This is a genomic window from Pseudomonas sp. LBUM1679 (assembly GCF_059695565.1).
Genome location: NZ_CP166774.1, coordinates 4,200,199 through 4,212,607, shown reverse-complemented (window position 1 = coordinate 4,212,607; position 12,409 = coordinate 4,200,199). Strand labels below are relative to the sequence as shown.

At 47.5% G+C, this 12,409-nt stretch carries 18 protein-coding genes and 2 pseudogenes; 17 read left to right on the top strand and 3 right to left on the bottom strand.

Going from position 1 to position 12,409, the window contains the following annotated elements; translation table 11 throughout:
• Positions 1–194 precede the first annotated feature (194 nt).
• Positions 195–332 (bottom strand): hypothetical protein, encoded by a 138-nt coding sequence (locus ACA062_RS19125; RefSeq protein ID WP_497457531.1) that lies wholly within the window; start codon positions 330–332, stop codon positions 195–197.
• On the opposite strand from ACA062_RS19125, the pseudogene ACA062_RS19120 reads away from it, so the two are divergent.
• The 17 genes and pseudogenes from ACA062_RS19120 to ACA062_RS19040 form a co-directional block, all read left to right on the top strand.
• Positions 273–1,314: pseudogene (locus tag ACA062_RS19120) on the top strand (RHS repeat-associated core domain-containing protein); the annotation flags it as partial. The gene ACA062_RS19125 and the pseudogene ACA062_RS19120 sit on opposite strands and share 60 nt — an antisense overlap.
• 106 nt (positions 1,315–1,420) lie before the next feature.
• Positions 1,421–1,597, top strand: coding sequence for a hypothetical protein (locus ACA062_RS19115; RefSeq protein ID WP_497452505.1), 177 nt, complete (start codon positions 1,421–1,423; stop codon positions 1,595–1,597).
• Positions 1,598–1,670: 73 nt separating this feature from the next.
• Positions 1,671–2,018: a hypothetical protein gene (locus ACA062_RS19110; RefSeq protein WP_497452504.1), complete on the top strand. Its 348-nt coding sequence runs from the start codon at positions 1,671–1,673 to the stop codon at positions 2,016–2,018.
• A 184-nt stretch (positions 2,019–2,202) separates the two neighbouring features.
• Positions 2,203–2,490 (top strand): hypothetical protein, encoded by a 288-nt coding sequence (locus ACA062_RS19105; protein WP_497452503.1) that lies wholly within the window; start codon positions 2,203–2,205, stop codon positions 2,488–2,490.
• 111 nt (positions 2,491–2,601) lie between these two features.
• On the top strand, positions 2,602–3,030 hold the full coding sequence (locus tag ACA062_RS19100) for a hypothetical protein (RefSeq protein WP_497452502.1): 429 nt from the start codon (positions 2,602–2,604) through the stop codon (positions 3,028–3,030).
• Between the two features lie 85 nt (positions 3,031–3,115).
• Positions 3,116–3,535, top strand: coding sequence for an NTF2 fold immunity protein (locus ACA062_RS19095; RefSeq protein ID WP_497452501.1), 420 nt, complete (start codon positions 3,116–3,118; stop codon positions 3,533–3,535).
• 75 nt (positions 3,536–3,610) lie between these two features.
• Positions 3,611–4,238 (top strand): annotated as a pseudogene (locus tag ACA062_RS19090) (RHS repeat-associated core domain-containing protein); the annotation flags it as partial.
• Positions 4,239–4,345: 107 nt separating this feature from the next.
• Positions 4,346–4,786, top strand: coding sequence for a DUF6386 family protein (locus ACA062_RS19085; RefSeq protein WP_497452500.1), 441 nt, complete (start codon positions 4,346–4,348; stop codon positions 4,784–4,786).
• 85 nt (positions 4,787–4,871) lie between these two features.
• Positions 4,872–5,411: an imm11 family protein gene (locus ACA062_RS19080; RefSeq protein ID WP_497452499.1), complete on the top strand. Its 540-nt coding sequence runs from the start codon at positions 4,872–4,874 to the stop codon at positions 5,409–5,411.
• An 81-nt stretch (positions 5,412–5,492) separates the two neighbouring features.
• The gene (locus tag ACA062_RS19075) at positions 5,493–5,795 is read left to right on the top strand and encodes a hypothetical protein (protein WP_497452498.1); all 303 of its coding nucleotides are present in this window, start codon (positions 5,493–5,495) and stop codon (positions 5,793–5,795) included.
• Between the two features lie 307 nt (positions 5,796–6,102).
• On the top strand, positions 6,103–6,453 hold the full coding sequence (locus tag ACA062_RS19070) for a hypothetical protein (RefSeq protein ID WP_497452497.1): 351 nt from the start codon (positions 6,103–6,105) through the stop codon (positions 6,451–6,453).
• Positions 6,454–6,569: 116 nt separating this feature from the next.
• Entirely contained in the window at positions 6,570–7,133 is a 564-nt protein-coding gene (locus ACA062_RS19065; protein ID WP_497452496.1) for a hypothetical protein, read from the top strand.
• Between the two features lie 203 nt (positions 7,134–7,336).
• Positions 7,337–7,852, top strand: a complete 516-nt coding sequence (locus ACA062_RS19060; RefSeq protein WP_497452495.1) for an SMI1/KNR4 family protein — start codon at positions 7,337–7,339, stop codon at positions 7,850–7,852.
• A 116-nt stretch (positions 7,853–7,968) separates the two neighbouring features.
• On the top strand, positions 7,969–8,448 hold the full coding sequence (locus ACA062_RS19055) for a hypothetical protein (protein ID WP_497452494.1): 480 nt from the start codon (positions 7,969–7,971) through the stop codon (positions 8,446–8,448).
• Positions 8,449–8,535: 87 nt separating this feature from the next.
• On the top strand, positions 8,536–9,003 hold the full coding sequence (locus tag ACA062_RS19050; RefSeq protein ID WP_497452493.1) for a YrhA family protein: 468 nt from the start codon (positions 8,536–8,538) through the stop codon (positions 9,001–9,003).
• 108 nt (positions 9,004–9,111) lie between these two features.
• Positions 9,112–9,576, top strand: coding sequence for an SMI1/KNR4 family protein (locus ACA062_RS19045; protein WP_497452492.1), 465 nt, complete (start codon positions 9,112–9,114; stop codon positions 9,574–9,576).
• An 83-nt stretch (positions 9,577–9,659) separates the two neighbouring features.
• Positions 9,660–10,079 (top strand): hypothetical protein, encoded by a 420-nt coding sequence (locus ACA062_RS19040; protein WP_497452491.1) that lies wholly within the window; start codon positions 9,660–9,662, stop codon positions 10,077–10,079.
• A gap of 106 nt (positions 10,080–10,185) precedes the next feature.
• Here ACA062_RS19040 and ACA062_RS19035 read toward each other — a convergent pair whose 3' ends face one another.
• Positions 10,186–10,818: a response regulator gene (locus ACA062_RS19035; protein ID WP_497452490.1), complete on the bottom strand. Its 633-nt coding sequence runs from the start codon at positions 10,816–10,818 to the stop codon at positions 10,186–10,188.
• Positions 10,819–10,849: 31 nt separating this feature from the next.
• A complete protein-coding gene (locus ACA062_RS19030; RefSeq protein WP_497452489.1) occupies positions 10,850–12,217 on the bottom strand; it encodes a cache domain-containing protein in 1,368 nt (455 codons plus the stop codon).
• Between the last annotated feature and the right edge of the window lie 192 nt (positions 12,218–12,409).

The following is a 12,409-nucleotide window of genomic DNA, read 5'->3' as shown; positions in this document are numbered from 1 at the left end:
CGGTAGGGACGTGTGAGGCAGCTCTTTAAAAATCATATGGATCGACTCTTCGGTTTCTGAGGAAATTGTTAGTGCTGTCAGGAGTAAAACTTTCGATTGAGTGTCGAGGGAATTTGTAAGAAAAGGTTTGTACTACAGCGATTCGGATCAGTTCAGCTCTTTCACAATATATAAGGTCGCCATTTTATTGTTCGCTACGTCTTGCTTATATGAGTCAGGATGCCAAGCATCAGCGCATTTGCTCCACCTACAATTCCTCGGATCGGCTGATCGAAGAACAACGCATCGACATCCTCGGCCGCCTGAATTTCAGCACCATCCAGTTCGACCACGTCAAAGACAACCGCATCAAAGCAGTGGCGCGATCAGGAATACAGCTACGACCCGTGGGGCAATCTGATCGAGAAACGCATCGGTCTGACCACTTTGCAGACCTTCAGCTACGACTGCGAAAACCGCCTTGTTAAAGCGGAGACGAGGGTTAACAGCAAGCTTGAAAGTACCGGCACCTACCGCTACGACAGCCTCGGCCGACGGGTAGGTAAAACCTCAATAAAAGACGGCAAAACCGAACACAAGAACTTCCTCTGGCAAGGCCTGAGGATGCTGCGCGAAGAACAGCCGGGGCAGAGCAGCCTGTACATCTACGAGCCGGGCAGTTATGCGCCGTTGGCCCGCGTTGATCAAAGCGAAGGGGAAGAGCAGAGGCTTTACTACTTCCACACAGACCAGATTGGCACGCCACTGGAGATGACTGACGTCGAGGGCCAGATCGTTTGGCAGGCTACGTACAAGGCGTGGGGTTCCATCGAAACGCTGGCGGTGAACGAGGTTGAGCAGAACCTGAGGTTTCAGGGTCAGTATTTCGACGACGAAACGGGGCTGCACTACAATACTTTTCGGTATTACGATCCGCAGGTTGGACGGTTTATTACGCAGGATCCGATTGGGTTAGCGGGTGGGAATAACCTCTACAGATACGTCGGTAATCCGTCTGGAGAGGTGGATGCTCTAGGCTTGTGCTCGAAGAAACTAGGACGAGCAATGGGGGCTAAGCCTCATGACGAGATGTCAAATCACCACCTGATACCAGAACAGCTTATGAGGCGGGCAGAGTATAAGACGATGTTTGGTAAGTTAAGGTCTATGGGTTTCAAGAATGATGGCGCCTCTAATGGTATATTTTTGCCAGATAATCCTGCCTTAGCTAAAACACTGGATCTACCGGGCCACTGGACTAGTCATAGTCAGTACACAGCAGCAGTAAGGCCTGAGCTCGATAAGCTGAATAAATGTTCCTTTCAGGAAGACTGAGCGATACGCAGTTGGCGCTCGGCATGGGGAATATACAGCGTCTGGCGAGGGAAGGTCTAGAAAATGGCAAGTTTGCTGTTGATGCCGTAACAGGAGGATTAAAGTAATGGCTACCGCATTTTATATGCTCGAATACCAAGGTGGTGAAAAAGGTTGCCCTATATTTTTGGAGGGGACTGAAAGTATCAAAGCTGTTGCTGATAAACGAACGATCAAGCCAGACTTAGAAGCATATTTGGAAGCGGTATTGTATTATCTTGAGAACGATGACTTTAAAGATTAAATGACCCTGGATACAGTAAGGTGATGGCGCTGCGTGAATGTTTCCAAGGTTTTTTATAAAGTAGGAGTTGTAAATGAATTCCCAAGAATTTGTAGGCTTGATAAAACTGGTGGTAAGCGATGCTGCAATCACGGATACAGTTTCGGTTTTAACTTCACCTCCAGGCAGAAAGCCCAATAAATTCCTGATTGAGATGTCTGAGTTCTATAATAAGCAAAGTTCGGACGATAAAGCGTGTATTGATGGAATAATAAAAAAATCGGTTGAAGAGGCGGTATTCGGTTTTTTCTGTGTTTTAGACGGCGTGCGTGCCATTGAAGATTCGAGTGGTAAAGGTAAATTGTCTCTATATTATGAGGGTGGAGTAAGTATTAAGTTGAATTCCGATGGTGATCTTCATGATATTTTTAATTCTAAATAACTGTTTGGTCGTTTAATTTTTAGGTGGTTGTGGTTTGATAAGGAAGGCAACATTTTTCCGGATTGAAATTTTGCTTGGGTGTCATTTTCTAAAGATAATTATGTAATAAGTTTTAGTGTCGATACTTTACGATTAATATCTTTTTACTGGTGGGATGAATGAATCTGTTAATAGCATTATCGTCATGAAATTTGATAGCCGGTGTTCTATAGCAATCAAAACAGCTGTCGCGGGCATTGATGCTGAAATATCGCAAAGAAGACAGGGTGTAGTCGCGGTTATCACCGTAGCTCAACTTGAGGAGTTTAAAGCTTATTTGATAGGAGCGTTGAATTCGGTTTTGAGTGGGGACGTTCCAGGAAGAGAGTATCGTGAACTCGGCATGTCCAAGATCATTGTCGATCAGTGGCCACTTGACTATGAGCTCGGCTCGTTAATTATCGAAGCAGAGCAAGCTTATAAAAGTATGTAATAGTTTAGGGCCGTAAAACGACCTATGCAGCCACCTCCGGGGCTGCTCGCGTCCAAAAATAAGCTGGTAGCAAATCAAGAGCGCAACATTTTTAGTGGTCATGGAGATTAAATGAGTTGTATCAAAGATTTTGCAGTCATAGACGATCCCGGTTCGTATGATCGGGAGGCCAACTCTCAAGACTTAAGCGTATGGGAGTTGCTGCCTAACGGAGTGTCATGGTCTTTTTTGGGATGCTCATACAAAATTGAGTCTTTCGATAAGCTGATCCCTAAACTTTTACCGGGTGGCATTGGTATAGCGGTTGTGACTTCACCGTTTAATACTAAAAATAATAAAGCATTGATTATTAATCCGGACGGAAGCGTAATGTGGGATGTCAGTACTGTTGCAAAAGATTTGGTTGGTGCAGGGGGTTTTTCTAATGTTTATTATGTGTCAGGGCAGTTGTGTTTTTTTGTAAATATAAATAATCAAGATTTCAGGTTTTCGTTTGATGTGGCCTCTGGAACAGTTGGCGTGTTAGTTTCGTCATACTAGGTGTTTCGCATTTGTGTTATGAGGTCTAGATGCTTTTCAATAGAAGAAAATTGTTCTGTCGGATATATTTGTAATTGAGGTTTATATGGGTAAAGTAGTTTCGGTGATTGATGTGTTGAAAAACTTTATGTTGGCGATGACAGATTGGGAAGTGGCTTTTCGCGATGAGCAAATGCTTCTAATTAACGCGGATAAAGACACATCGGATTGTGATCAAAAATACGAAGGCAAATTAAGGGAGATTTTAGCCAGATTTTCCGTTGCCGATGAGCGTAGCTGGGCTCGTCTTATAGACCTTGGTTGTGGATCCCCGCCAACCTATGATCCAGAGAGAGATGTAATAAATAGTCCTGTGCAGGAAGCCAAGGGGTGTTCTGTGATTGTCGAACAAAAAGCAAGGCTTAGAGCGACATATCGGTTTATTTTTAAAAGCTCCAAAGAGGGTTGGTTAATCGTAAGAAAAGAAACCAAGAACGGCGAAAAGTGGAAAAAAACTGCCCTTTGAACTACGTGCGTTTGCCCCAGTGTTTTTTATTCAACGTATGGTCTTAACTATGTCTACTCCTGGCGCACTATGTACCACAACCCCGGCATTCAGCCGAAACTGCTGGTGGAACTCGCCTACACCCCGATTCACCGCCTTCACCAGTACGACCCCGCCGGCGAACTGATCCGCACTCTCGACAAATTGCGCGGCGAGATCACGTACGACTACGAAGCCACTGGTCAATTGCACGACCGCGACGCAGGCTGCAGACGCTCAGCTATGACGGCGAGAATTGGCTGGTCAACGGCGCGACCGAACAAAAGCATTTCCTGTGGCAAGGTTTGCGGATGTTGCACGAGCAAGCGCTAGGGCAGAGCAGTCTGTACCTCTACGAGCCGGGCAGCTATGCGCCGTTGGCGCGGGTGGACCAGGCGGAAGGCGGGGAGCAGACGCTTTATTACTTCCACACCGAACAGATTGGTATGCGACTGGAGATGATGGACTAAGAGGGGCGGATTGTCTGGCAGGCGACGTACAAGGCACGGGGCTCGGTCGAACAGAACCTGCGGGTTCAGGGGCAGTATTTCGACGACGAGACAGGGCTGCACTACAATACGTTTCGGTATTACGATCCGGGGGTGGGACGGTTTATTACGCAGGATCCGATAGATCCGTTTGGGGGCATAATCTTTACAGCCATGCTTTAAACGCGATTGCTTGGCATGCGTACGTAGATAAGGGGGGAGATATATATAGCACCAGAAAGTTGGAAAAAGCCTTGGCTAAAATTTTGTAATGACAACGTTTCTCACAAGGTATAATAGGCTAATGGAAAAAATTTCAATAAATACTAGCACTGCTACTGTCGCGGTATTTGATCTTGCGGCAATAAGGCACAGGGTTTCAGATTCACCGGACTGGTGGAGTATTGTAAAAGATGAAATTCAAGAGATAAATGACGGGAATATAGCTTTTTTGGGGATGGGGCAGGACGGTAGGTATAGAATAACTATTGTCGATGACATAGTTAGGGACTTCGGAGCATTATATCTTGGCTTCCCATCGGGGCAGGTGTTTGTTGGCGCAGGAGAAGATACTACTGGCGGCAATCTGGAGCCGGACGGAACTGACGCTATTCAAGGGGCCGTATTGAATTTCAAACCGGGGAGCTATTTGATGAAATATAAAAAAACAGGAAGTGTTTTGGAATTGGCTTTCTCTCCGTCAGAAAAAAGAAGTAATCAGTTTGAAGATTCGATAAGACTGTAAATTGAGTTGATGGTTGAATTCACTGCTGGTATTCGTAATATTTTACCTGCAGCCCGTGTGACGGTCCCGATTATTTGGGTGACGTATGATGATTTATTCGATAACGCAAGATGACAAGTATAAAACTCTGATTGATGCAGATCATGGTGAAGGTCTGCAGGACTTCGCTACAAAGCTAGCGTACGGTAGCAGCAGCTTGGAGTCTGATAATCGTGAGTATCGCGTCGTATACAACCCTGATGATAAAAGAAAAGTAGCGCTTTCTGATTTTTATACATTTTTCAGACCTGTCCTGGTCGTCTCGGCAAAAGCTTACGAAGAGCTTGGCTTTTTGCAGGTTTTCCCTCGCGTTAAGATGTCCGGACCACGTGCGGATGACGTGGCGCTCTATGTTGCCGAGTTGCTATTAGATGTATTCGATTTTGAAGAATCCGATTATGATAAGGGGGAGGGCGGTTACGTAGTTTATAAAACCGTATTAAAAATGCCCATAAATTACGAGGGCGAAATATTCCGAGTTTCTGAACGTCCGCAGGTGCTATATGTCAGCCAAGTTTTCAAGGATGCTGTTGAATCGAACGGTCTTAACGGGCTTAGTTTTAGGGCGGTGGAACGGACTGGTTAAAAAGGCGCGGCAAAAGCGCTGAAAGCAAAAGATTTGCTAATGCAGGGTGGCAGTCGTACCTGTCGATAATTAGAGGACAGCATGAAAGAATTCATAGGGTTTGCTGGTTTGTTGGCTAATATAGATAAATTGCCTATCGTAGGATGGGTGTTTGTTGATACTCAGGTCGACAGGGCATCGTACGAAGCTTTGAGTTCAGCCGTTTTTTATGTGGCGGAAGATGATATAGAAGAGATTTTTTTTGAAAAGTCCAAGCAGACATTTATTGAGTGCCCAATTTTTATGGATATCAAGTCTGTAGCCGATCGGAGCCCGATTAAGCCGGATTTAAAGGCGTACCTGGAAGCAACAATGTACTACATTGAAAATGATGACTTTCTTTAAAGACCGAATTAATACAGATTTAGTCCTTTTCTTTGTTTCTTTCTTTCTTTCTTTGACTGTATTGCTTATGAGCTGTGTAGATTTGCTTGAGACTGAGATCATTACATATAGTGGTCTGTTTGAGGATCTCCTGTCAGGGCAAGGGGTAAACATTTTTGATGGTGGGAGGCGTTCAGTTTCGTTCAATTAAGCTCGTGCAACGTCGCTTTAGCATCTGAGCGCACTTTCGCGGGATCACTGTGTCTATGGTTGAGGCCGCATCTTTAGGAGGGGTTTTCAACTCGGCATGGCTTACTAAGGAGTATTTATGCAGATAGATAATAAAGTAGTGATGGCGTTATTTCATGAGTTGCTGGATAAAAATTTTGAGTATTATAGAGAGTCCTTGAGTCGGGTGGCTAATAGTGATGGTGATGCTTATGCTAAAGCCAGAAAGGCTTTGGCTAAGTTGAGTGAGCCAGACAGAGCTAATATAATAGGTTTTTTAAAAATTATTATCGCCGATAGTGCTTCAGTTGTGCTGGGCACGCTAGATGGTGTGCATTTCCCTGGTGAATTGGAGGGTGATTTTACTGTCTTGTATGATGGCGCAGAGATCCAAGGCGATCTCATGGATATCTTCATAGGTAAAGCGCAGCAAGAAAATATATACGGGTGACTGAATGCATTAATATTTTATGCCTGGAAAGGGGGTTACTTGCAAAGAGTTCGCGGTGCGTAAAACACTGAATAAATCATTGGTAAACCCCAATTTCAAGGCGACAGGAGGTGCGGGTGAAAACTACAGCGAAGATCGAATTGTTTGAGTCAGGTATAGTTGTATTCGATCCGGTAGCATTGAATGATTTCGTGATTAGTAACGCCATTCAGTCTCACGATCTGTTCGAATTTTTCTTGAATAATGAAAAGGTCGGAAGGAGCGCAGTAGAAGGTGGGGTGATTTTTCCTATTTATCAGGTCCCGGAAACAGAGTACAGCTTTTTTCTGAAGGGGGCAGGTGATGATTCCAGTTTTAATGGTGCGATAGAAGTATTTTGTTATTCAGGTATTCCCCTTAACGTAGTTTCAGATCTCGTTGTAGTCGCAGATTTAAATGCGCTGATGGATTGGGATGAAGTTTTTTTTATGAATTATAGAACTGTGTGTGCTGATGGTTTGGGGAATAATGATTGCCTGGACGTGGTGAGCGGATCTTATGCGTTGACTATTAAAGGTTTTAAGGGGTTGAACTATCCGTTCGTATCGCTAGGTTACGAGTTGGAGTTTAAGCCCGTTGAAAGTCTGCCGAGTCTTCCTCTCGCTGCTACCACCGAAGATTGGGGTTTTTCAATTGTCTGAAAGTTTTTAATTTATTCATGAACTGGTTTTTAATAGATACTCGGCTGGCCCCGTCGAATCGATTGCTTCGCCCCCAGTCAGGCAGCGACGCTGGCTGAAAACAAGGTGGATAGCGCACGTGGCGTTGCAGTACGACTTTGCTTGCTGGATATTCGCTTACTTGAAAGCAAACAAGATTGCTACTAATTTAAATAAGGTTCGATATGCCGCTGGTATACAGGACAGGTTTAAAACCTCTTGAAATTGATCTGATTGAATCAGAAATCAAGCGGACCTTCCCAGCTGATTATAGGGAGTTTTTAATAGCAGCGAATGGCTGCTTTGTGACAGCGCCTGAATATGCGCAGATTCAGTTAAGCGCTGTTGACGAAGGAACTATCAGCTTTGATCAGCTATTTGGGCTTTTACCAGGAGAAGAATGCAATGATTTAATCAGTTTTAATAAAGAGTTTGTAGACGAATTGGATTTTGTAGAAGAAGCGGTCGCTATAGGCGAGGATGGAGGGGGGAACCCTTACGTGATCATTGGAAAAGCCGGAAGTCAAGGTGTTTACTATTGGGACCGCACGCATCTCCATGAATCGGATTCAAAAAACCAGTTTGATATTCCAGAGCAAAATGGACGTGGGAATTTGTTTTTTATATCTGGAAGCTTTCGTGAGTTTCTCGATCTAGTAATTATGAGTGTGGGTGGAGCTGCAACCATCAGTCGGGACTGAAAATAGAAGTTGTCTCGTACCGCGGGCCAGATATACCATCCGGCTGGGACGCGTGTTTAGAGCCGAATTGAGCAAGTGCTGAGCCTCTGCCGACTGGTACATTACGAGATTTTAATATGATTGATGTGGATGAAGAGATTATAGAAATAAGGAAATGTAGTTTCTTTTCAAGCTTGGGTGTGAGCGAAACGGTAGATAGCACTTTAATATATATAGGCAGCGTCAGAGAAGCTTTTGTGGAGCCTTCGGTGCAAGCGTTCGACGGATTATATAATGATGTTGAATGGTTGCCTTCATCCCCAAATCAGCCAGATCCTTTTTATAATCTACCCAAACCACCATCTGATCTTGTTGCGATGCGCATGAAAATTAATAAGGCAGTTTTGGCAGCGACGAACAATTTTGATAAAAGCAGGTTTCGTTGTGCTCCGCACGATTTTAGTGTTGTAGCAAGAAATGGTGTGTGTTTCGCTTTTAGGCAGTATATGTCTGAACAGTACTATGGTTTGGGTGATCAATGGGCAAGGATTGTGACTCTGTATGGTAAAGGCCATTGGCCTATAGGTTTTTTTGAGAATAAGTTGGTCGTTATTTGAGTTTTCGAAGTGGTAACGCGGTGAAGTTGCCAGTTTAGCTATCCGAAATATGTCGAGTTGGGAGTTAGATATGGGTGAAATTAAATAATGAACCAGGAAATTGAGCGTAAGATAATTGCCTTGCGGAGCCAATTGGATGAAGCTGATATGTTTCTTGGTGGTCCTGCGCGAGAAGAGGACATTGTAGCGCTCGGTTCAAGGGCCAAAATTGAATTTTCGGAAAATGTGCCTGATCAATATGTAGCGTTTCTTAAGTCGTATGATGGCTTGGTTTCGAGCGGTATTTTTATATATTCAAGCCGGCCTCATAAATTTTTCGATAGCGATGGGTTTAGTCATTCATTTGTAGAGCAGAACTTAATAGCCCGAGATCTGGAGTTTATGAGCAGGTTTCTCATTTTCGGAGAAAGTGATCAAGACGAGTACGTTTTTGATATCATAAGAAAAAAGTATCAGGTTCGAGATAAGCAAGCGATTGATAATGTATTCGAGGAGTTTGATACGTTTGATGGTCTATTGCATTTCATGGTGGATTTGATAGGTGAGCGATTGTGAAATATTCACTTCGCAATCGGCTCCCTGTAGGGGCTTGAGCTTAACATTGGCCAATCAGAAATGGTCAGGTGTAGCTCGCCTTTAAGTAAGAGGAGTTAGTAGTAAAAAATGGTAGATATCAATAGCTTGGAAGCAAGGTATACAAGTGTTTATGGAGGCGAAGGGTGTCAGGCAGATGTCTTGCTCTCTATTGAAAAGTTATTAGGCGTCAAGCTTCCATCCGACTTTGTGGCGATAGCAAAATTTTACAGCGGTGGATTGTTAGGTGGTATAAGTCATCACAATGTTGGTATTGATGGTGACGCAACAAACATCGTGCGCGAAACATTTAGGTTGAGGCAGGCGATAGACCTGGCGCCAGAATTTATTGTGTTGGCAGAACCTTCAGCAAGCCTTGTCGTATTAAATGTCTGTGGTGAACCCGCTGTTATCTGGTGTGACAGTACTGACGCGATAAATATAAGTTTGATGGCTTATGAGAATCCGCCGGATCATTGGTTTAGCTACGCCAGTTTTTTTCGCACTTGCTGGATCAAGAGGAGCTTGAGCGTGGAGTTGCTGAGTAGTAGGTGATTTGTTTGTCATGAGACTTTAATAAAAATTGGGCGTTAGTGCACGTATTGCCAATGTCTCCAGGCCAAAGCTAAGGTGTTGCCGTGTTTTATATTATCGAGCCAGAAATCGCAGGTGGATTGGGTGAAGGCACTATAATGGACAGCGCATCCCATCTCCCGACAGTATCCAGACTGGAATATAAATTTGATGGTTGGTTGGGCGGCGAATTGCTGGAATCATTTCCGTGTTTTATAGTGACTGAATCTGTGGCGTTGGAAATCATAAAGCGAAAGCTCACTGGATTCACCCTGGGTGAAGTACTGATTACCAAATCTGATGCGTTTTACGAAATGCAACCCTCGGCGGTTCTGCCGAATTTTTCTTGGTTAAAGGTTGAGGGCGACGCAGGTCTCTCAGATTTTGGTATCGCTAGTGACCACAGGTTAGTTGTTTCTATCGAAGCCAAGAAGGTATTGGGCAACTATAATTTGGGCGATGCGATTTTTGAAATCTATAATTGATGTGATTTTACGAGAATGAAAGCAGTTCGCTGCTTGCCGCGAACACCCTCGTCGGAACGCCTCCCGGGCAAGGTCGTTCCAACGGGGGATGGACTAGTCGCCAGGTTTAACGCGAAATGATCCCATGATCGATCGCGTACTTGACCAGCGCCGCTGGTTTATCGATGTTGAGTTTGCGGCGGATGCTTAGGCGATGGGTTTCCACCGTGCGCACACTGATATCCAGTTCCCGGGCCATTTCCTTGTTGTTCAGCCCTTGGACCATTTTGTACAACACCTGGCTCTCGCGGGGCGTCAGTTCGTTGTCGGCGCTTTTGTCGGCGATCAGCCGCTGGGCGATTTCGGCGCTGTAGAAGGTGCCGCCGCTGGCGATGGCTTCGATTGCCGCGATGATTTCCCGGGACGGCGAGTTCTTCAGCACGTAGCCGCTGGCCCCGGCGCGCACGGACTCGCTCACGTATTCGTTATTGTCGTACATGCTCAGCACCAGCACCTTGAGCGCCGGGTACTGGCTGCGCAGCACCCGGGTTAGCTCCAGTCCGTTCATGTCCTTGAGGCTGATGTCGACCAGCAACAGGTCCGGCTGGCAGCGGCCGACCATCTCGATCGCGTCCGCGCCGTTCTCGGCTTCGCCCACCACTTCCAGGGGCGCCATCACCGCCAGCAGCGCTTTGATTCCGTCGCGGACCAGGGAGTGATCGTCGACCAGGGCGACGCGGATCGGGTAGGGCAGGTTCATTGCAGGCATTCACTCTTGTTGTGGGCACGACTCAGCGTTTGGTGCCGGGCATTTTCATCGGCAGCAGGACGTCCAGTTCACTTCTTCCCGGCATCGAGGTCAGGGCGAACTGGCCACCGAAATGTTCGACACGTTCGCGGATATTACGCAGGCCGATGCCGGCGTGGCGACGTTCGACCTGGGCGACGTTGAAGCCGATACCGTCATCGACCACCGTCAGGCGCACACCGTCTTCAGCGCCGTGCAGGGTAATGGAAACGTTGCGGGCCCGGGCGTGGCGTTCGATGTTGGTCAGGCCTTCCTGGACGATGCGAAACAGCGAGACTGCGGCGCCGTCGACCAGGTCGCAGGCGAATTCGTTGTCGTCGTAGGTGACCACCAGGCCGCTGCGCTGCTCGAATTCGGCGGCGAGCTGGCCGATCGCCGCCGGCAGGCCCAGGGTATCGAGCAAGGATGAGCGCAGGTCGTGGGACAGGCTGCGAACTTCGCCAATCGCGTCTCCCAGGCGTCGGGTGGCTTCTCTGAGGATGCCCAGGCCCTTGTCTTGTCCCTGGCCATTCTCGAGCACATGGCTGGCCAGTTCGAACTGGAACTTGATGGAGACCAGGACCTGGCTGATGCCGTCGTGCAGCTCACGGGACACCCGGGATCGCTCTTCTTCCTGCAGGCTGACGATGCGTTGGGTCAGGCGCTGCAGTTTTTTGTCGGCCAGCCGGTGTTCGCTGACGTTGAGGGTCATGCCGCTGGCGAACACCAACAGCACCGCCACCAGCGCCACGGCGGCAATCGCCAACATGGTCTTGCGGATACCCATGGCCACTTCGTCACGGGCTTGCTGGGTGGCGCGTTCGACGTCTTCCAGGTAGATGCCGGTGCCGAGCATCCAGCCCCAGCGATCCAGCATCACCACGTAGGCGAGCTTGTCGGTGACCTGGCCGGAGGAGGGTTTGTTCCAGGCATAGCGCTGGAAGCCTTCGCCCGATTGCGCACTGTTGAGCAACGCCTGGATCACCGGCAGGCCGTGGGGGTCTTTCATGTCCCACAAGTCTTTGCCGACCAGATCCGACTGCCGCGCGTGCATCAGGCTGCGACCCTCGCGGTCGTAGACGAAGAAATAGCCGTTGACGCCGAAGCTGAGCTTGCGCAGTTCTTCCAGCACTTGTTGCTGGGCCTGGGCGTCACCATGGCCATCGTCGTACAGCGGGGCGATCAGGCTCTGCGCCATTTCGACGTAGTTTTTCAGTTCGGCGCGCTTGCTGGCCAGGATGCTGTCTTCGATCAGTTGCGCTTGTTGATCGCCCAGTTGGCGGTTCAGGGAGATGACCAGGGCGCAGATGACGGCGATCGCCAGTACCAGCGGCAGGATGCCGAGCGCGACAATTTTGTGTTTGAGCTGCATCTGGGCTCCTGACCGGGCCGAAGGCGGGCGATGACGCTAATACTGTAGGAGCGAGCTTGCTCGCGATGGTCGTCAACGAAAACGCGTGTTTACCGGGTATACGCGGTGTTCTGAAGTCCATCGCGAGCGAGCTCGCTCCTACAGTTCCTGGGCGGGCATCATATGCCAAGGAGTGCGGGTCCAGTAGCGGTG

What these genes read in the sequence shown, in the direction of transcription:
- ACA062_RS19095 (WP_497452501.1), top strand. Translation starts at nt 3,116, where the DNA reads ATGGGTAAAGTAGTTTCGGTGATTGATGTGTTGAAAAACTTTATGTTG.
- ACA062_RS19100 (WP_497452502.1), top strand. Translation starts at nt 2,602, where the DNA reads ATGAGTTGTATCAAAGATTTTGCAGTCATAGACGATCCCGGTTCGTAT.
- ACA062_RS19070 (WP_497452497.1), top strand. Translation starts at nt 6,103, where the DNA reads ATGCAGATAGATAATAAAGTAGTGATGGCGTTATTTCATGAGTTGCTG.
- ACA062_RS19105 (WP_497452503.1), top strand. Translation starts at nt 2,203, where the DNA reads ATGAAATTTGATAGCCGGTGTTCTATAGCAATCAAAACAGCTGTCGCG.
- ACA062_RS19055 (WP_497452494.1), top strand. Translation starts at nt 7,969, where the DNA reads ATGATTGATGTGGATGAAGAGATTATAGAAATAAGGAAATGTAGTTTC.
- ACA062_RS19075 (WP_497452498.1), top strand. Translation starts at nt 5,493, where the DNA reads ATGAAAGAATTCATAGGGTTTGCTGGTTTGTTGGCTAATATAGATAAA.
- ACA062_RS19045 (WP_497452492.1), top strand. Translation starts at nt 9,112, where the DNA reads ATGGTAGATATCAATAGCTTGGAAGCAAGGTATACAAGTGTTTATGGA.
- ACA062_RS19085 (WP_497452500.1), top strand. Translation starts at nt 4,346, where the DNA reads ATGGAAAAAATTTCAATAAATACTAGCACTGCTACTGTCGCGGTATTT.
- ACA062_RS19030 (WP_497452489.1), bottom strand. Translation starts at nt 12,217, where the DNA reads ATGCAGCTCAAACACAAAATTGTCGCGCTCGGCATCCTGCCGCTGGTA.
- ACA062_RS19035 (WP_497452490.1), bottom strand. Translation starts at nt 10,818, where the DNA reads ATGAACCTGCCCTACCCGATCCGCGTCGCCCTGGTCGACGATCACTCC.
- ACA062_RS19110 (WP_497452504.1), top strand. Translation starts at nt 1,671, where the DNA reads ATGAATTCCCAAGAATTTGTAGGCTTGATAAAACTGGTGGTAAGCGAT.
- ACA062_RS19060 (WP_497452495.1), top strand. Translation starts at nt 7,337, where the DNA reads ATGCCGCTGGTATACAGGACAGGTTTAAAACCTCTTGAAATTGATCTG.
- ACA062_RS19080 (WP_497452499.1), top strand. Translation starts at nt 4,872, where the DNA reads ATGATGATTTATTCGATAACGCAAGATGACAAGTATAAAACTCTGATT.
- ACA062_RS19050 (WP_497452493.1), top strand. Translation starts at nt 8,536, where the DNA reads ATGAACCAGGAAATTGAGCGTAAGATAATTGCCTTGCGGAGCCAATTG.
- ACA062_RS19115 (WP_497452505.1), top strand. Translation starts at nt 1,421, where the DNA reads ATGGCTACCGCATTTTATATGCTCGAATACCAAGGTGGTGAAAAAGGT.